Genomic DNA, 18,850 nt, shown 5'->3' with positions numbered 1-18,850 from the left:
GCCGGCGCTTCAGGGGAAATCAGAAAGCGAAGCAGGAGCAGCCGAACGCGCCCCAGAAACCGGCGAAGTCGCTGACCGGTGCGTTCGACATCCGCGCCTTTTCATGGCTGTGGGTGTGCACCGCGCACGGGCCGCTGCACTGGTGAACCTGCGCCTGCAACGGCGAATTCGGCCGCCAGTGGCCCGGGACTTTCACCACCGGCGACCAGTCCGGCAACACCGGAATCGAGCGCGGGCCGAGGTCTTCGAAGTCGCCGGCGGCGTAAACAATTTTGCCGCCGACCACGGTCATGACCGATTCGATCCACTTGATCGCTTCTTCCTCGACATGGAAGAAGTCCGCGCTCAGCGCCGCCAGATCCGCCAGTTGCCCGACCTTGATCTGGCCTTTCTTGCCCTGCTCCGAGGAGAACCAGGCGCTGCCGTGGGTGAACAGTTCCAGCGCGGTGGTGCGCGGCAGACCTTCTTCGTACAAGGCCAGACCGCCGACCGTGCGTCCGCTGACCATCCAGTACAGCGAAGTCCACGGGTTGTAACTGGAAACGCGCGTGGCATCGGTGCCCGCACCGACCGGCACACCTTCGGCGAGCATGCGTTTGATCGGCGGGGTCGCCTCGGCGGCTTGTTTGCCGTAGCGGTCGACGAAGTACTCACCCTGGAACGCCATGCGATCCTGGATCGCGATGCCGCCGCCCAGCGCTTTCACCCGCTCGATGTTTTGCGGGGTGATGGTTTCGGCGTGGTCGAAGAACCACGGCAAGCCGTTGAACGGAATGTCACGGTTAACCTTCTCGAACACGTCGAGCATACGGCTGATCGATTCGTTGTAGGTCGCGTGCAAGCGGAACGGCCAGCGCTGCTCGACCAGGTGGCGCACCACCGGCTCCAGCTCTTCTTCCATGGTCTGCGGCAGGTCCGGGCGTGGTTCGAGGAAGTCCTCGAAGTCCGCCGCCGAGAACACCAGCATCTCGCCGGCGCCGTTGTGACGCAGGAAGTCGTCGCCCTGATGCAACTTGACGCTGCCGGTCCAGTTCTGGAAATCGCTCAGCTCTTCTTTCGGTTTCTGGGTGAACAGGTTGTAGGCGATGCGCACGGTCAACTGGTCGTCTTTGGCCAGTTGCTCAATCACCTGATAATCGTCCGGGTAGTTCTGGAAACCGCCGCCGGCATCGATCGCACTGGTCAGGCCGAGGCGATTGAGCTCGCGCATGAACTGGCGGGTCGAGTTGACCTGATATTCCAGCGGCAGCTTCGGCCCCTTGGCCAGCGTCGAGTAGAGAATCATCGCGTTAGGCCGCGCAACGAGCATGCCGGTCGGGTTGCCGTTGCTGTCGCGGACAATCTCGCCACCCGGCGGGTTCGGCGTGTCGCGGGTGTAACCGGCGACGCGCAGTGCGGCGCGATTGAGCAGCGCACGGTCATACAGGTGCAGGATGAACACCGGGGTGTCCGGCGCGGCCTGATTGATTTCTTCCAGAGTCGGCATGCGCTTTTCAGCGAACTGGAATTCGTTCCAGCCACCGACCACGCGCACCCATTGCGGGGTCGGCGTACGGTCAGCCTGATCCTTGAGCATGCGCAGCGCGTCGGCCAGCGACGGCACGCCTTCCCAGCGCAATTCGAGGTTGTAGTTCAAACCGCCACGGATCAGGTGCAAGTGCGAGTCGTTGAGACCCGGGATGACACAGCGGCCATGCATATCGACCACTTGCGTGTTCGGCCCGCGCAGGGCCATGGCCTGGTTGTCGTTGCCGACGACGACAAAGCGGCCGTCGGTGATGGCCACGGCACTGGCCAGCGGTTTGGTGCGGTCTACGGTATGAAACTGGCCATTGAATAAAATCAGATCGGCGCTCATCGCAGTTCCTCAAGCAAAGTGAAAAGGAGCGAACCTCGCGCGCTCAACGCGGCGAGGTGTCTTGGGAATCGAGGTGTTCATGGGCCTGGCTGGCTTCGAGCCATGGCGAAAACAAACGGGTGACCGGCGGCATCACCACGTACACCACCGACAGGACGATGGTCAGGGTGATCAGGAAAGTAGCGACCACATAGTTGGAAAGAAGCGGATGCAGCGCCAGCAGCGGCCCCCAGATCAGTGGCACGAGCAAGGTGTGCGGCAGAATCACCAGCAGCGTGACCACCGCTTGCTTCCAGCGCGGCGGCGGCGAAGCGGCATCGGCCAGTGGCGTAAACCAGAATTCATTGATCGGTGCGACTTCGGTCTGATCGCCATCAGCCAGCATCGGCGCGGCTTCGGCGACCAGTGCCTGACGCTGCGGCGATTCCAGCCAGCCTTGCATCGCTTCGGTGCTGCTGAAACGCAGCACACAGGTGTAGAAGTCGAGGCGGCCGCGCTTGCCGCGCACCACGTCCACACCCAAATGCCCCTCACGCTGCCCCGCCACGCGAACGATATTGCGCAGCCAGGCCTCATATGCTGACTCGAAACCGGCCTTGACCCGGTGTTTGATGATCAACGTGACCGTCTCATCGGCCCCCGGTGACTGTGGATTGAGGACTTCAGGCATAACGCAACACTCCGGGCAAACGAACAGAAATCGCCAGCCGTCCCGGCCCGGCGATCAACACAGTGCTAAACAGGATCAGCAGCAACCAGCCGAACTGCCCCTCGGCCACACTCCATTGCGGATGCACGACCAGCAACGCCACCAGCAGCACAAAGAGAATAGGCACGCAGGCCAATCGTGCCAGTAACCCGGCGACGATCAGTAGTGGGCAGAGGACTTCGGCGAAGATCGCCAGGATCAAAGTGAGGTGAGATCCGAGGTGGAACGGGTCTTCGATCAGTTGCAGTTGCGCGGTGAAGTCGAGAAGCTTGGGCAAGCCGTGGACCCACAGCAGAAACAACCCGCCACTGACCCGCAGGAACAGCAAACCGATGTCGCGTGCCTGTTCATCTGTTGAGGCATTCATGACCCGACCCTTGAAATGTCATTGGCTGGAATCATGCCAATGATGGTCGGGAGGAAATTGGATGGGTGTGCTCAGTTCTTGCGATCAACCAGGTTGCCGGGAACGCCGAAGAACTCTGTGGGAGCTGGCTTGCCAGCGATAGCGGAGTGTCAGGCGACGTCGCTGTTGGCTGATCTGACGCCATCGCTGGCAAGCCAGCTCCCACAGGGTTTCTGAGCGCCCCAAGTTCCGCGTGGGAACGATCAGTGGTCCGGGTTAGCCCGGTAACTCCAGGCTATCCAGCACCCGATTCACCGCCAGCTCACCGAGCATGATCAACTGCGCAATCCCCAACAACGCCCGGCGCTGCGGCGCGGGCAACAGGTGGGCGACGTCCTGGGCGATGGTCTTGGCCGAGGCGAGTGTTTCGCTGGCATCGGTCAGCAGTTCTTCGGCTTTGGTGTCGGCGGTTACGGCATACATGCCACGGGTTCTGCGTGGCGGTGGCGTGGAGCCGGGTGGCAGGAGGTAATGGTCGAGGGCGCGGTCGGCAGCTTCGTGGAGTTTTCGGGAGTCGATGGATTCGTAGGGCGATGTGGGGTCGATGTCAGGCGGGTTGGGGGTGACTTTGAACATGGTGAATCTCCTTTTTAGAGCCGAGATCACCACGTCCTGTCGCTAAACAGGATGGGGGGCGACCGTATGCAGGTTAGCGAACCGGTAAAAAGGCAACCCGGTAGACCCGAAGGTCTCCCGCATACAGCCGCCATAGCGAAGTGCAGACGATAGCCTGCAACGAAGCATGGAGCGCTGATGCACTTTTTTTGGTCCGAGTCGCTAAACCCGATCGCTGAGTTTTCAGCGACCACCAAACGATAGAGACCCGACCACAAGCGCACAAGCCGGCGGATTCTGGCGTAGCTGTAGGCAAAGGCGCAAGGTTGCGTAGCCTGAAAGAGTGTCTGAGGGTGTTGCTTAAACGGCGATGTTTAAACCACCAACAACTCAGGGATCACGCCGCTCCCACAGGGGATCAGTGCTGTATTTGAGATTTGCGCAGGGATTCAGCTAGCCGGGATATCCAGCGGCGCTGCCATGACTGGTTTAAGGTTGCCGAGTGCAAAGGAGCTGTGTTCATTGAACGTTACCACTGCTCGATTTCGGTGAATCCGCCCCCAACCATTGATCCGCTGGATCGTAATCGAACACATATGCACTTCTCGATGCGTTAGAGGCTACCCGTACAATCGGCAGAAAGTGCCCGGTCTGGTTGAAATAGTCCCATTGAAAAAATTGAGCGTTCAGACGCCCCGAAGCCGCGACGTAAAAGAACGCTTCCAGAGGTAGCTGCGCAGGGATGTCCTGTGGCCAGTTAGCGATGATAACCTCGTTGTGTACGCGCTGATCAGTGGCGTTGAGTCGAGCACGCGCTTCGACGCTGACCGCAAACGGCGCCTGGTTCCCATTGAGGCTGCAGCCGTGATATCGGCTGGCCTGTGCGTAAAAATGAGTGATCACCTCCTCCACATCACTTATGCCTTGCTCATCACACGGCCGGCTATCTTGGGGGGCATCGGAATGCCCATTGCAGCTGTCGCTTCGATAAAAAGTCGCACCGTCGAACGGGAAAGAGCAACGCAAGGTCAATGGATAACCTGTCGGAGCCGCGAGCTCCTTCATGATCAAGCCCTCGTTCTTGGCCCAAGCCAGAACAGGCAAATGCACATCCGCCCGCAGATAGGAAAAAGACACACCATTGCGCTGAATCGAACCGGGGCTGGGGTTCCACGCATGAAAGTTCGGCGAGGCGTCGGTGGTGCGTATCAACACGCCGTTGCAGTTATAAGCGGCGGTATTGCCCCGGCATGCCATGGCGGTATCGGCGTAACGCGCATTCAGTCGCGCCGCCACTTCATAGCCGCTGTAAACCTGCTCCTTGAGATCGAAACCGAACACGGCATCGGGCCCCTGCATCAGGTCCATGCGCATGATGGGCAACCAGTCGCCGGTCGCGATGAAGTAAGCCCGCTGATCTCTCTGCGCGCCGAGTAACGCGGCGGGTTGCGTCATGTCGTAGTACAGGCCTTGTAGCGGTAGTTGTTTCGGTGCGCTGACATCCCAGTTGCGCAACTGCACCTGCATCGACCGAACCGACCATTCGTTATCAATGCCCTGATGTGCCAGCAGGCTGGCCCTGAACTGTGCCGGGGCAAGGCTGCTCAATGAACACTGCTTTGCTGTTTGTAAATCCTGCTGATGAAAATGCGTCAACCAGCTCTCGGCATCGGTCACGCCTTGGGCAGCGCAAGAACTGCTGTCACGTCCTGACGTCACTGCGCCGCAACCAAAGTCTGGTCTATCGTCATCCAGTGCCAGTTCGAATGGATAGGCACATAACACGTTCAGCGTTTTACCCAGACCTATGGCAGTGAATGAATCACTGAAGACAACGCCGTTGGCTGATGACAAGGTGCGAGTCCCCAGGTCGCTGCGCAGATAGACAAAAGCCTCGGCCCCCAACTGCGTGGCGACCTCACCGTGTTTCCAGAACTCAAGAGCCGGATCACTGCCGCGCACCAGCACACCGCTGCAAAAATACGCTGGGTTGGCGCCCGGGCATTCGGCCGTGGTGTTCTGATAACGTCTGTTGAGCAACTGCGCGGTTTCCGGGCCGGTGGCGGCGAGGACCGGACCGCTGAGCAACAGCAATGCCAGCAGGTATCGGGTTATCTGCATCCGTGCGCCTTGCATGGCTTCTACCCCCTGCCCTTTTGACGCTTCGCTTGAGTCGCACTAACCCCGAGGACCTGCCAATACGTGTCCTTGTTGTGCGCACTGGCATTGTCATTGACAGAATCGCCGTTAAGGTCATAAGTCCACGCGGTACCGCCACCCAGATCTTCGCCGGTCCATACGGGATAGTTCAGCCACTCAAGGTAATCGGCCACCGGGCCGGCGTCGGGGAAGTACAGCGTCCACATGCGTTTGATCTGGGTCAGCGTGACCGGCTGCAATTTTGCTGTTTCGCACAGTGTGAGCATCCCTTGAAAATCCGCGCTGTGGGTAAGGAAGTGCACTTCAACAATGCCCTTCACAGTCAACGGGTAGGTTCGGGTCTGGCTCTGGCTGTCGGTGGCGCTGATCGTACAGTCGCCATTGCGAAGCGCAGTGACTTCGCCCGACAGCGTATCGACACTGGCAATGGCCGGATCGCTGCTGGTGTATTGATAGGGGCCACTCCCCCACTGCGCAAGACGCGTCATTCTGGCCGCTTCGGGTAACTTCATCGGCGGTTTATCAACCGACACCACATGGTTGTGCGCGCTCAGATCGAGGGCCGCCTGCGCGTCAAAACCTGACTGCAATAGAAGCTCCAGTCTTTGCGACGGCACACGATCGCCGCCATAGAACTGCACTTCGAAGTGAATGGGGACGATGTCGTTTGCGTCGGCAATCAATTCACTGCCAAGCACGGTGAAGGTGACGTCTTTGCCAACAGCGGTGGGGCCAATCGGGATGTCATCGGTGTACTCGCCGACACTAAGAAAAACGTGATCACGGTAGGCCATGTCGTCATAGGGTTTGATTCTGACCGTCACGCCTTTGGCCGGAATATTCGCAGGATCGAGTACATCGCCGGGCGCTTCGTCTACCGACGGTTTGAGCGGGGTGTTTGTTGTTTTGTGCATGGTGAGACCTCACACGGCGCTCGGTCGAGCGCCGTGTTCCGGGTTTGCAGCAAGGCTCAAGGGCAAGCGTTCAACGCCCGGTATTCAGCTCGGCCCAGCGACTGGCCAGAAGTGCCCGGCCTCTGGAGATCGGAGTGGCGTGATAAGACACCTTGCCCCTCAGCCGCTCCTGTACGGCGCTGCTGTCCCCGCCGCCATCGGCATGTCCCCAGGTCACGACGCGGCCGTCAGCGGTTAGCGCAGTAAACCCATGAGTGTTGTCGTATAGCGCTTGTACCTGAGTCAGCTCAGTGACGACCGTCGAGGTGTCGCCACCTACAGTCGCATTCCCCCAGGCGACCACTGTGCCGTTCTTGCGCAACGCAGCAAAAGCCATGGAGGAACCACACACCTGAACAATGTCATCGAGCGCCGCGATTTCGGCAGGTACCAGACCACCCTCCGCAGGAGTGCCCCACGCCACTACGTGACCGTTGCCTCGGCGCGCTGCGAACGCGCGCCAGGTAGAACTAACCTCGACTATGTCCGTGAGCCCGCCGATCAGCGCGTCAATCGTCCCGCCGTAAGCCGCCGTTCCCCACGCCACCACCTGCCCGGTGGCACGCCTTGCAGTGAAGGCCTGCGCATTGGCGCAGCTCAATTCGATGATGTCGGTCAGCGACGCAATTTCAGCCGGCACTGCGCCGCCATAGGTGGCGTGGCCCCAGCCGACAATCCGCCCATTGCCACGATGCGCGGCAAAGGCACCAAAGCTGCCGATCAGATTGTCGATATCGGTCAAGCCTGCAATATCACCGGGAACCACCCCACCGTTTGCCGCCAGGCCCCAGGCCACAACATTCCCGGCGGATCGTTTTGCTGCAAAAGCCTGACCCGCCGCCACCACTCGAACAATATCCGTCAGTGCGCTGATGTCTGCAGGAACACTACCTCCATCGGCAGATGTGCCCCAGGCAACCACCTGCCCGGTCGTCTTCAACCCGGTGAACGCGGTCGCATTACCGATGACTTCGACAAAACCCAGCGGATCCATACCGCTCATGCTTCCGCCCTCGGCGGCGGTTCCCCAGGCGACAACTGCACTATTGGCGCGGCGAGCCGCATAAGCGCTGCGCGTGCAGCTCACCTCAACGATGTCATCCATGGTGATGATGGTCGGAGGAATATTGGCACCGTACGCAGCGTTGCCCCAACCGGCGACATCCCCGACATCTCGGTGAGCGACGAAAGCCGCGAGTCCTGTGACCGTGGTGTCGATCCCGTTGCCAATGATATTCGCCGAGTTGAGCGTGACCAGATCATCGGCAGTGCGCACTTGCAGCGGCTGCTGCGGTGAGGTATCGCGCCAGGTGGCGGCGGTCATCCACTCCGTGTCCGAAGCGTACTTCCACTGCGCTTGCAGCGCCTGCCCGGTGGTGGCATTGAATGCGCTCAGTACACGAGTGGCACTGGACGCGCGATAAGTACTGCGGTTATAGCGCGCCCCCATGATCTTCAGGGTGCCGCTGCCAATGACCCGGCGAACATCGTAAACCGTCGGCACCGACGGGCCATCGGTCCCTCCCGCCTTGCGCTTGACCTCATAACGCAACGAGATGCTGTCATCGAGGTTGGCGCTGATCACCGTGTGGGCCACCTTGATCACGCTGAGTTCTTTGTCGGCCTCTGCTGCCAGAACCGTGTGGGGGTAAGGAGTGGTGGTTTTGCCGACCACGGTCACGGTGATTTCATCGTCGGTCTTCAACCGAGCAGTTGCCGGGATCACTACCGTTGCGCCGTTGGGGTAGACATCGTCCGGGTTCAACTGATCCTTTTGCGAGCCCGTGGCTTCCCGGAAGGTGGCAACCGGCAGCCGGAACTCATGCGCTTGCACGTCAAACTCATAAGGTTTGCCGTCCGCCTCGCCGCCGTTAAACAACTCGACCCGATAATCGACAGTCACTTTTTTGTTCAGGCTGGCCTGCACAACGGACAGGTCAACAGTGAACTCGATCGGTTTGCCCTTGTTATTGCCACTGACCGCTTTGTCATCGGTGTAATTGACCACTCCGTCCGATGATGCCCAGGTCATATAGAAGTGATCACCGGCATTCTCGGGATCATTGGCCGGTATCTCAACGGTTGCTCCGTCCGGAACATTGGCCGGGTCGAGAATGTCATCCAGCGCCTGCACCACGCGGGCCGGGTCCAGCAATTGCCGAGATTCGCCGACGGAGAACACGAGGGGGTTGGAATAACTGAATGTGTCCGTCTCCTTGCGCCATATTTTGTACTTGGCCGTGATCATGGACCCGCGATTTGGCTCAATATGCTCGGCTACGAACGTTTGGCTGAGTCGGAATGACACGTCCATATTTTCGTTGAGCACAGTAATGTCGATGATGTCGCCGGTCTTGCCTGTTTTTGCCCCGTCCCAATCGAAAGCCACCTTATCACCGCGTTTCGTCGGCGTGACGATGGGGTTGGGAACAGTCAGCCGACCAACGCCGTTGGGTAAATCAGCAGGCTCCAGTGAGCCATTGTTTTCGCCCAGCACGATCGGTTTGACCAACTCGAATTTTGGCTCGCCCACGCTCAGCGATGCCGCGGGACGCGACACACGCCTTACAATTTCATCGCTCCCATCCACACTCAAATGGACATACGACAGCACCAGTGTTCCGCCCTCAATGGTCTTCAAGTGCAAGCCTTCGACAGTGAGGAAGAAACCGATCGGGTCGTCGATTTCCTCCCGGCTCGGTGTATACCTTTCGAATTCCGGGATATAGGCACTGCCATCCGGACGTTTACCGAACCACACCAGTTCAAACGCATCGCCATAGTTGAACAGCGAATCAGAGCGAATCAGAATCCGGGTACGTGCCAGGTCAGGGTCAATGGCGCCCTGGTTTTCATCTTCAGCAACAGGGGCATCCAGGCGCGTGGCCTCGCCGTTGACTTGCACGAACTGACCTTTGGATTGCAGCGGATCGGCAATTCCCTCGCGCTCGACCTCATAAGAAAAAATCACCTGGGTTGCGACAAGCCTGCGCAGATCCGCATTCTCGAACTCGAACTCATAGGTGTGGGGAAGATTGTCGACCTCCTGCCTCGGCGCAGTGAACGTGACGGCTTCACCGTCGGCGCTGGTACCGCTGACTTTTACTACAATCCAGTCCTGATGTTTGAATTCGCTCGAGGTTGCCCAGACCTGAACAACGACGTTTTTTTCACCCAACCGGTCAAGGTCGAGAACATTGTTGAGCGCATCCTTGACAATAGGGGCAACCAGCCGATTGGTGTTGAGCGAAACCCTGATCCGGGTTTCTTTACACCAGTCCTCCGAATAGTTATGGACGATATCGCGCACGCGAAAGCTCACGGCCAGGCCCACCGCATCGGTATCACCTGCTTTTTCTATAATCGCCCGCTTGACGTAAATCGTGATGGGATTCTTCACCGGATCACTGATTTGCTCCGCCGTCACCGGGTCGCCCCAGATAAAAATGCCGCCCCAACTGATCTGAGGCTGGTCGCCCACGGCAATCTCAGGATAGGGTTCGCCGCTACCGGATGCGTTTCGAATGACGATAGGCACACCCGCTTTCGGCGCATCCGGATTACCCTCATCATCCGGATCCACCGGAATGTTGTCGCTGTCCACTCCACCAGAGACAAATTCCGGCGGGATGAACATGTACAGATTGGAATGCCCCGGCCCCTCCTCCGTATCCTGTCCGCCGGGAATTTCCAGCTTGACGAATATTTTCAATGGCGGCGTGTACGTCTCGGCGGGATCCAGGCCTAATCGCTTTACCCAATAGTCGATTTCATGGGAGCCCGAAGCAAGATGCCGCGGAGCAACGAACAGGGTCGCACGCTGATCAGATTCTGATTGATCACGAATGGTGTACCGATCCACCTCGACAGAGCCTTTCCTGAGCACCACCAGGTCGCCTTTACTCTTGGTCGTCCATGGGCTGAGGTAGACCTGCAACCCTTCGTCCGGATAGACCCCTTTCGCCGCAGCCCGATTGATCCCCCACTCTCCCGAGGGAAGGATGGGAAGCGTACGACCGGTGATATCCGGCTCAGGAAGTGCCAGCGTTGCGATCTGTTTTTTGAGTTTTAAAAGCATGACAAAACACTCCTGCCGGGGGATTAGGCGACGGAGTGATTAACAGCCAGAAACAGAAAATCGTCACCTGTCAGATCTGACAGGTACAGAGCAATTTCCGACGAGCGGAGGGGTCAACGTGGCGGTATATCCAACGGCGCCGCCATGAACTGGCTGATCCGCGAGCGCAGCCATTTCTCCGCCGGATCGTTGTCATGCACCCCGCTCCAGGCCATCGACAATTGCGCCGCATCAATCGGAAACGGTGGATCTTCGGCGCGCAGCGCACAACCTTCCACCAACGCGCAGGCGGCGTAATCCGGCACAGTGGCGATCATCTCGGTGCCGGCGAGCAAGGCGCGCAACCCGCTGAACTGCGGCACACCCAAGACCACGCGGCGCGTACGGCCGACCTTAGCCAGATCCATATCGATATTGCCGCTCAAGTCGCCCGAGAACGACACCATCGCGTGCGGGCGCTCGCAGTATTCGTCGAGGGTCAGCGGCCCCGGTCGGTCGTCGCCGCGCAGAACCTTGCAGGGAATGTCGCGCAAGGTCTTGCGCTTGGCATTGGCCGGCAGATCGGTGGTGTAACTGACACCAACGGAGATTTCCCCAGAGGCCAACAGTGCCGGCATCAGCAGGTAGTTGGCGCGGCGCACCACCACGACAATCCCCGGCGCCTCTTGCTGAAGCTGACGCAACAACGGCGGAAACAGGCCGAATTCGGCGTCGTCCGACAAGCCGATGCGAAACACATCACAACTGCTCGCCGGCTCGAACTCCTTGGCCCGGCTGACCGCTCCGGAGATAACGTCCATCGCCGGTTGCAGCTCTTTGAGAATCGCCAGTGCCCGCGCGGTCGGCTCCATGCCGCGACCGTTGCGCAACAGCAAAGGGTCGTCAAACAGATCGCGCAAACGCCCCAACGCGGCGCTGACGGCCGGTTGCCCCATAAACAGTTTTTCAGCGACGCGGGTCAGGTTCTTTTCGAACATCAGCGCTTCGAAAATCACCAACAGGTTCATGTCAACGCGACGCAGATCGTTACGGTTCATGGGCACGGATTCCTTTTAGCCAGTCAGACGCCAGTGCTACGCACTTTACGCGATCAACGGGACTGTCAGCGCCGTTTCGCAGCGAAATTAACAACGATTAACTCGTCACCCCCCTGCCCTCGGCCAACAATGAATGCCACTGCGCAGCGTTGTTTTTTTGACCTGAGGGGATGCGCCGACCGTGCATTCCCCATCGACACGGACTTTGGCCATGGCTCACTTACAGCACAGCGTCGCCCTCGCCCCTGCCAACGAACCACGCAAGACCGGCGTCGGCGGACTCAGTCCGCAACGTGAACGACAGGTCAAACAGCTGATCCTCGAACGCCTCGGCGAAAGCCTTGAGGTCACCGAACTGGCTCGCGCCTGTTCACTGTCGCGCAGCCATTTTTCCCGCGCCTTCAAGTGCAGCACCGGGCTGTCACCGCAGGACTGGATTCGCACCCAGCGCCTGGCGCGGGCCAAGCTGTTGATCCAGCACACCGACCTGAGCCTGACGCAAATCAGCCTGGAATGCGGCTTCTGCGATCAGGCGCATTTCTGCCATATGTTCACCCGCAGCGAAGGCATCAATCCGTTTGCCTGGCGCTGCCAGATCATGCGTGAACCCAAAGCTCACCGTGCACAGCCTGCCGTGTTTTGATCGCGGCCCCCGTTGCACTGACGCTCAAACCTGAGGATTATGCCGGGACACCCCGGATTAGAAGGCCTGCGCACGCGCCCGGCACTACTCCGCTCTGTCCGCCGCAGCACCGCAGGAGTGAGCTGTTGAGTCTTTCACCGAATCAGGCCCTCGGTTTTGGCCCTTATCGGATTCATCCCGGGCAACGTTTGGTACTCGAAGGCGAGCAGCCGTTGCGTCTGGGCCGACGGGCGATGGACATCCTCCTGATTCTGCTGGCGCATGCCGGCGAAGTGGTGAGCAAGCAACAATTGATGGCAGGGGTCTGGCCGGACACTGTCGTTGAAGACATCAACTTGCGTGTGCACATGGCGGCGCTGCGCAAGGCGCTCGGTGACGGTCAGGCCGGCCAGCGTTACATCATCACCGTGGCGCAGCGGGGTTACAGTTTCGTCGCACCGGTTTTGCTGAAATCCATGGAGGAGCGCCCTGTGGGCAATGCTGGCGGTCGACACAATCTGCCCTTGCGGCGCACGCGGATGATCGGCCGCCAGCCGCTGGTCGACAGCTTGATGACGCAACTGCCGCGCCAACGCTGCATCACCCTGGTCGGCCCCGGCGGGATCGGTAAAACCACGGTGGCCCTGCGGGTAGCCGAACAGTTGATCGGGCACTATCGCGACGGCATTCGTCTGGTGGATCTGGCACCTCTGAGCGATCCCCGGCTGATCTGTTCACACTTGGCCGCCCTGCTTGATCTGGCACTTCTCGAAGGCGACCCGCAGACAGCACTGGTCAAAGGCCTGCAACAACGGCAGATGCTGTTGTTACTCGACAACTGCGAGCATTTGATCGATGCCGTCGCAGCGCTTAGTGAAAGCATTCTGCGTGGGGCGCCGCACGTGCATATCCTCGCCACCAGCCGCGAAAATCTGCGGGCCGAAGGCGAGTACGTACAGCGTCTGGACTCCCTCGAATACCCGCCGATGACGACGATGCTGGATCGTGAGCTAACGCTGAATTTTTCGGCGCTGCAGTTGTTCGTCGAACGAGCGACGGCCGCGCAGGAAAGCTTCGAACTGAACGATGCCCAGTTGCCACAGGCAATCGAGATCTGCCATCGGCTCGACGGCATTCCACTGGCATTGGAGCTGGCGGCCGCGCAGGTCACCGAGCTCGGACTGGATGGTCTGCTGAGCCAACTGCAAGGCCGTTTACCGCCGCTGGCAGCGGGCAATCAAAGCAGTCTGGAGCGTCATCTCACTCTGCGCGCAACGCTGGACTGGAGTTTCAATCTGCTCGATCGCTGCGAACAAACCTGCCTGCGTCGTCTGGGCGTGTTTCGTGGTGGTTTTACCCTCGAGTCGGCGGCAGCCGTTATCGTCGGTCAGCAGATCGACCCCGGCATGGTGTTTGTGTCGATCACGCAACTGGTGGCCAAATCCCTGCTCGCCGTCGAGGTCGGTGACGAGGACGTGTTCTACCGCTTGCTCGACACCACCCGACGTTACGCGCTGGAAAAACTCGATCACGCCGCCGAATGCGAGGAAACCCGCGAACGCCATGCCGAACGCTGTCTGGCGTTGATGCAGCAGGCGCAGAACGATTGGGAAAACACGCCGACCTTGTTATGGATCGATCGCTACGCCCGAGGGCTGGAAGATTTGCGCGCAGCACTGGACTGGAGCCTGAACGGTGTCGGCCCTGGTGGTTTGGGGATTCGGCTGACGGCGGCGTCGGCACCCTTGTGGCAGGAGTTGTCGCTGCTCAAGGAGTACGGCGCCTATGTGCGCCGGGCGCTGAGCCTGTTTGATGAACTGCACGAACCCTGCCCGCGCCTGAAAGTCGCCCTCAAACTGGCCCTTGGCAGTGCCTGCTACCACACGTGGGGTGGCACGGCGGAAACCATCCAGGCCTTCGCCGAAGCCCGCCAGTTGGCCCACGAGCACGACGACGTTGCCGGACAATTGCGCGCAGTCTCCGGGCACATGGCGGTCAACCTCAGTTGCGGGCACTACCGCATGGCGCTGGCACAGAGCGAGCAGTTCGACCGCCTCGGCCTGCACGGCGACCCGCTGTTGTCACTGAGTACCCACCGCTTGCGCGTATTGGCTCTGCATTATGCCGGCGACCAATTGCAGGCGCGCATCCACGCCGAACAGGTCCTCCAGCGCATGGCGCACAGTGGTCATGTCAACCGCTTCACTCATGGCTTTGGCGTGCAGTACGACCAAAGCGTCGCGTCGCTGACGGTGCTGGCACGGGTGTTGTGGATGCAGGGTCTGCCAGAGCAAGCGTGGCGCACGGCGCGGCAGGCACTGGACATTGCCGTGCAAATCGACCATGGCACTTCGATTTGCTACACCCTGGCGCTGGCCAGTTGCCTGATCGCTCATTACAACGGCGATCAGCAAAACGCCCGGGCGCTATTGCAGTTGCTGCTCGAGCAGTCGCAGAAACATTCGGTGCTGCTGTTCAACACTTGGGCGCGGCACTACGCGCAGGTGATCGAACCACAAGTCAGTGCGCCTGTGTCGACAGGCAGCGGCGGGCTGATCGGGGAAATCATGGTGACTCTGGATGACCGTTTTGTCGACGACGCGCTGCTTGAGCGGGCGCTGAGTGGTGATGCGGGGTGGAGTACGGCGGAGATTCTGCGGGCTCGGGCGGATGCGTTATTGAAGGGAGGGATGGTTTGTCTGGGCGGGCCTCTTCGCGAGCAGGCTCGCTCCCACACTGGTTCCGAGTACATCCAGAATTCCTGTGGGAGCGAGCTTGCTCGTGAAGGGGCCATTCAGGAAGCCGAAGCACTCCTGCAACAATCCCTGACCATCGCCCGCACTCAAGGCGCGCTCGCCTGGGAACTGCGCAGCGCCACTTCATTGGCGCAACTCTGGCAGCGTCAGTCACGCTGTCGCGAGGCGCTGGATTTGCTCAGTCCGATCTATCAACGTTTCACCGAGGGCTACGCGACCCCGGACCTGCGCAAGGTGCACTTGCTGATCGACGAATTACGCGAGGGCGCGCACGTCTGAAGCCCGGCGAATCCGCTTGATGTAACGTGCATGCCGGCGTTCAAGATCAATCCCCTCACCGCTGCGCTCAAGTTCCGTGCGGGCATAGCATCGGGTGGTATTGAGCATCCGGTACCGGCCTGCACTGGCGCCGCGTTCCAGTGACAGCCAAGACTTCTGCGCCAGGCCTTCGATGATCGCGGCCAACTCCGACACAGCCAGTCGCGGGCAACTGATCACCGCCAACGCAGCCTCCAGCGTAAACGCCAGTTTGAACACCGATAGGCGTTGCAGCACGCGTTGCTCCTGCTCACTCAAGCATTGATAGCTCCAGTCGAGTGCCGCCTGCATGGATTGGTGCCGCGCCACTGCAGTGCGCCGGCCATGGCTGAGTACTTGCAGGCCGTTGGCCATTTGCGCTTGCAAACCTACCAGCGCCAGCGCATCGATCTGCGCCGCCGCCAGTTCGATCGCCAGCGGCAAACCGTCGAGTTGACGACAGATCTCAAGCACGGCACTGACATCCTGCTCGCGCAAGCGGAAATCATGCTGTCGCGCCCGCGCACGGCTGACGAACAACTGCACCGAGGAATGTCCCATGGCTTCAGTGATGCAATTGGCTGCCGAGCGCTTCGGAATGGCCAGCGCTGGAACACGCTGCAGGGTTTCCAGACTGACCTGTAAGGCTTCACGACTGGTGGCGAGGATCGACAGTCGAGGCGCGGCGTCGAGCAACGTTTCAACCGCTAATCTGCAAGCATCGCGGCGGTGGTCACAGTTATCCAGCAGCAGCAACGCATGGCGAGTCGACAGCCCTGTCAAATCGCTCTTCAGGGTGCGCAGCACATGGTCGAGCAGCGGCGTGTGGTCGTCGATCAAGCTCAGATCTACTTGCCATACACCGTCTCTGTAGTACTGCAAAAGCAGTTCCGCGACCCGCAGCGCCACGGTGGACTTACCTACGCCCGGCGCTCCGGTGATGGTCATCAACCGACACAGCGGCATTTGTCGCACCAACCCGCCAACCAGCGAGTCACGACCGGTGACCGAGGTCAGTCGCGCTGGCAAATTATGCTGGGGTGTCTGCAAGCCCTCGAAAACCACTTGCGCGGCGCTGTCGCAGCGGACCGGGGCGATAAAGCTGTAACCGCATTGTGGTACATGGACGATGTAACGCTGACCGTTCTCGCCGTCACCCAACGCTCGCCTGAGCGCCGCAATGTGCACGCGCAGGTTGATCTCCTCGACCACCGACGTCGGCCATACCAGCGCGATCAACTGCTCCTTTCTGACCACTCGACCGGCACGCTCGACCAGCACTTGCAGAATGTCCAGCGCGCGACCGCCCATGCGCAAGGGCCGATCTCCATCGAGTATCAGCCGTTGCCGCAGATGGAAGGCGTAAGGGCCGAAATGCAGCACCGACGCCGTGTTCAAATCGTTGAGGCTATCCATGCCAACTATCTTGGCAGCCTCAGATGACGCGACAACCGCTACACGAGGCGCAGCACGGACATCCGAGTGCGCCAGACGGACACAAGCGCTCTAGCTGAACTGTTCGCGGTATTGCACGGGGGTCAGGCCGAGCTTTTCAGCGAACAGCGCACGCATGTGCCGCACACTGCCAAAACCACTTTTATAAGCCACGGTTTTAAGCGGCAGATCGCTGGTTTCCAGCAGATTGCGCGCGCAGTCGATGCGCGCACTTTGCAGAAACTCCATCGGCGTCATATTGATGTCGCGGGTGAACACCCGCGCGAAATGCCGCGCACTCATGTTGGCAATGGCGGCCATGCGCTCGACCGTAAAGGCTTCGTCGAGGTGTTCCAGCACGTAACTCTGGGCGCGGGTGATCGGGGTTTCCTGCGGCGCCACGGCAGCCATCAGCGGACTGAACTGCGCCTGCCCGCCCTGCCGTTTCATCACCACCAGCAGAACTTTGGCAACGTCCTGAGCGAGCTTTTTGCCGTGATCGCGGGCGATCACGGCCAGCGCCATATCGATGCCGGCAGTGACGCCACCTGAGGTGATCAGATTGCGATCCTCGACATAGATCTGATCGGTCGTGACATGGGCTTTGGGGAATCCCTTGATCAGGCGTTCGGTGTAGTTCCAGTGCGTGGTCACACGGTAGCCATCAAGTAATCCGGCATGCCCCAACACAAACGCGCCGGTGCAGATCGAACCGTAATATTCAACGCGCCGGACGGCGTCTTTGAGCCAGGCAAACAACGACGGAAACTGCTGGTTGTAGGCACCGGGGCCTCCCGGCACCAGCAGCAAATCATAACGTTCGGTGTCGCCGCCAATGGTCCGGTCCGCCTGCACCATCACACCATTGGAGGCCCGCAGCGGTCCATCTTCGGTGCCAAGCGTGATCAATTGATAATGCGCATCGGGTTTCAGATACCGATTGGCAACCGAAAAAACCTCCAATGGCCCGGCCATGTCGAGCAGGAGAAAGTCGGGGAACAGCACCATTGCCACGGTTTTCATGGGCAGACATCACTTCAATCAAAGAAACATGAGACAGGCCAGACATTATGGCCAAACGTAGCCGTTTGAGCGCAAAAGTTTTGTGTGACGGCTATCGCAAAACTGTCAACCTGAAAGGGACAGTCTTTCAATTTTCATCTACTTATTGCGCAATCCAGTAAACAGTAACCTTCTCCTCACTCGGACGAATTCACGTCCCGCAAGGAGATTTCACATGCTGACCCTTCGCAAAGCCTCCGATCGTGGCCTCGCCAATCATGGCTGGTTGAAGTCCTTTCACACCTTTTCCTTCGCCAGCTACCGCGACCCTCGTGAACAGGGTTTTTCCGACCTGCTGGTGATCAACGATGACCGCGTTGCCGCCGGAAAAGGTTTCGGCCAGCACCCGCATCGCGACATGGAGATTTTTTCCTACGTGCTGGAAGGTGCGCTGGAGCACAAGGACACACTGGGCACCGGTTCGGTTATCCGCCCGGGTGACGTGCAACTGATGAGCGCCGGCCAGCGGTGTGGCGCACAGCGAGTTCAATCATTCGGCGACCAAACCGGTGCACTTCCTGCAGATCTGGATCGTGCCAGAAGTCAGCGGCGCCAAACCGCGCTATCAACAGGAACATTTCAGCGCCGGGAAAAAACGCGGTCGTCTGCAATTGATCATTTCGCCGGACGGCCACGACGGTTCACTGAAAGTGCGCCAGGATGCACGGGTCTTCGCCGGGCTGTTCGACGGCAAGGAAAGCGCCACGCTCGAACTGCCGACCAACCGCTATGCGTATGTGCATGTAGCGCGCGGCAGTGTCGAACTCAATGGCCAGCAACTGCGTGAAGGCGACGGCGTGCGGGTTCGCGAAGAACAGTTCCTGACGTTGAGCAACGGTGTCGATGCCGAGGTGCTGGTGTTCGACTTGCGGCCGCAGGAATTGCCAGAGATGCCATGACGCGGTGTCTCAATACCCACAAAA

12 protein-coding genes and 1 pseudogene are annotated in these 18,850 nt (G+C 59.7%); 3 read left to right on the top strand and 10 right to left on the bottom strand.

Annotated features, from left to right (window positions below; translation table 11 throughout):
* Positions 1-19: 19 nt before the first annotated feature.
* From ACZZ0A_RS07340 to ACZZ0A_RS07305, 8 genes are all read right to left on the bottom strand, one after another.
* Entirely contained in the window at positions 20-1,858 is a 1,839-nt protein-coding gene (locus tag ACZZ0A_RS07340) for an amidohydrolase (protein WP_016987824.1), read from the bottom strand.
* A 43-nt stretch (positions 1,859-1,901) separates the two neighbouring features.
* Complete coding sequence (locus tag ACZZ0A_RS07335; RefSeq protein ID WP_123374833.1) at positions 1,902-2,528, bottom strand: antibiotic biosynthesis monooxygenase; 627 nt, start codon at positions 2,526-2,528, stop codon at positions 1,902-1,904.
* Complete coding sequence (locus tag ACZZ0A_RS07330; RefSeq protein WP_007913538.1) at positions 2,521-2,934, bottom strand: DoxX family protein; 414 nt, start codon at positions 2,932-2,934, stop codon at positions 2,521-2,523. The genes ACZZ0A_RS07335 and ACZZ0A_RS07330 overlap by 8 nt, the downstream gene beginning before the upstream one ends.
* Positions 2,935-3,189: 255 nt before the next feature.
* Entirely contained in the window at positions 3,190-3,549 is a 360-nt protein-coding gene (locus ACZZ0A_RS07325) for a DUF6124 family protein (RefSeq protein ID WP_463542763.1), read from the bottom strand.
* A gap of 498 nt (positions 3,550-4,047) precedes the next feature.
* A complete protein-coding gene (locus ACZZ0A_RS07320; RefSeq protein ID WP_007913531.1) occupies positions 4,048-5,664 on the bottom strand; it encodes a hypothetical protein in 1,617 nt (538 codons plus the stop codon).
* Positions 5,665-5,669: 5 nt separating this feature from the next.
* A complete protein-coding gene (locus ACZZ0A_RS07315; protein ID WP_007913530.1) occupies positions 5,670-6,602 on the bottom strand; it encodes an Ig-like domain-containing protein in 933 nt (310 codons plus the stop codon).
* 70 nt (positions 6,603-6,672) lie between these two features.
* Positions 6,673-10,719, bottom strand: a complete 4,047-nt coding sequence (locus ACZZ0A_RS07310) for an RCC1 domain-containing protein (protein WP_463542762.1) — start codon at positions 10,717-10,719, stop codon at positions 6,673-6,675.
* 113 nt (positions 10,720-10,832) lie between these two features.
* Positions 10,833-11,756, bottom strand: coding sequence for a LysR family transcriptional regulator (locus ACZZ0A_RS07305; RefSeq protein WP_007913518.1), 924 nt, complete (start codon positions 11,754-11,756; stop codon positions 10,833-10,835).
* Positions 11,757-11,967: 211 nt separating this feature from the next.
* Here ACZZ0A_RS07305 and ACZZ0A_RS07300 point away from each other — a divergent pair, with 211 nt between their 5' ends.
* On the top strand, positions 11,968-12,399 hold the full coding sequence (locus ACZZ0A_RS07300; RefSeq protein WP_007913516.1) for a helix-turn-helix domain-containing protein: 432 nt from the start codon (positions 11,968-11,970) through the stop codon (positions 12,397-12,399).
* A gap of 125 nt (positions 12,400-12,524) precedes the next feature.
* Positions 12,525-15,413, top strand: a complete 2,889-nt coding sequence (locus ACZZ0A_RS07295) for an ATP-binding protein (RefSeq protein WP_463542761.1) — start codon at positions 12,525-12,527, stop codon at positions 15,411-15,413.
* Here the strand turns inward: ACZZ0A_RS07295 and ACZZ0A_RS07290 are convergent.
* On the bottom strand, positions 15,390-16,847 hold the full coding sequence (locus tag ACZZ0A_RS07290; RefSeq protein ID WP_463542760.1) for an ATP-binding protein: 1,458 nt from the start codon (positions 16,845-16,847) through the stop codon (positions 15,390-15,392). The two genes, ACZZ0A_RS07295 and ACZZ0A_RS07290, sit on opposite strands and share 24 nt — an antisense overlap.
* A gap of 90 nt (positions 16,848-16,937) precedes the next feature.
* Entirely contained in the window at positions 16,938-17,888 is a 951-nt protein-coding gene (locus tag ACZZ0A_RS07285) for a GlxA family transcriptional regulator (protein ID WP_463542759.1), read from the bottom strand.
* A gap of 214 nt (positions 17,889-18,102) precedes the next feature.
* On the opposite strand from ACZZ0A_RS07285, the pseudogene ACZZ0A_RS07280 reads away from it, so the two are divergent.
* Positions 18,103-18,826: pseudogene (locus ACZZ0A_RS07280) on the top strand (pirin family protein).
* Positions 18,827-18,850: the final 24 nt, after the last annotated feature.

Source organism: Pseudomonas sp. AC242 (assembly GCF_979258655.1).
The sequence above is the reverse complement of the archived record's forward strand: the minus strand, read 5'-3'. Positions and strand labels throughout refer to the sequence as shown.

Excerpts from the sequence above, each read along its gene's own strand:
- ACZZ0A_RS07315 (WP_007913530.1), bottom strand. The coding sequence starts at position 6,602 with ATGCACAAAACAACAAACACCCCGCTCAAACCGTCGGTAGACGAAGCG.
- ACZZ0A_RS07285 (WP_463542759.1), bottom strand. The coding sequence starts at position 17,888 with ATGAAAACCGTGGCAATGGTGCTGTTCCCCGACTTTCTCCTGCTCGAC.
- ACZZ0A_RS07335 (WP_123374833.1), bottom strand. The coding sequence starts at position 2,528 with ATGCCTGAAGTCCTCAATCCACAGTCACCGGGGGCCGATGAGACGGTC.
- ACZZ0A_RS07290 (WP_463542760.1), bottom strand. The coding sequence starts at position 16,847 with ATGGATAGCCTCAACGATTTGAACACGGCGTCGGTGCTGCATTTCGGC.
- ACZZ0A_RS07300 (WP_007913516.1), top strand. The coding sequence starts at position 11,968 with ATGGCTCACTTACAGCACAGCGTCGCCCTCGCCCCTGCCAACGAACCA.
- ACZZ0A_RS07340 (WP_016987824.1), bottom strand. The coding sequence starts at position 1,858 with ATGAGCGCCGATCTGATTTTATTCAATGGCCAGTTTCATACCGTAGAC.
- ACZZ0A_RS07325 (WP_463542763.1), bottom strand. The coding sequence starts at position 3,549 with ATGTTCAAAGTCACCCCCAACCCGCCTGACATCGACCCCACATCGCCC.
- ACZZ0A_RS07310 (WP_463542762.1), bottom strand. The coding sequence starts at position 10,719 with ATGCTTTTAAAACTCAAAAAACAGATCGCAACGCTGGCACTTCCTGAG.
- ACZZ0A_RS07305 (WP_007913518.1), bottom strand. The coding sequence starts at position 11,756 with ATGAACCGTAACGATCTGCGTCGCGTTGACATGAACCTGTTGGTGATT.
- ACZZ0A_RS07330 (WP_007913538.1), bottom strand. The coding sequence starts at position 2,934 with ATGAATGCCTCAACAGATGAACAGGCACGCGACATCGGTTTGCTGTTC.
- ACZZ0A_RS07320 (WP_007913531.1), bottom strand. The coding sequence starts at position 5,664 with ATGCAAGGCGCACGGATGCAGATAACCCGATACCTGCTGGCATTGCTG.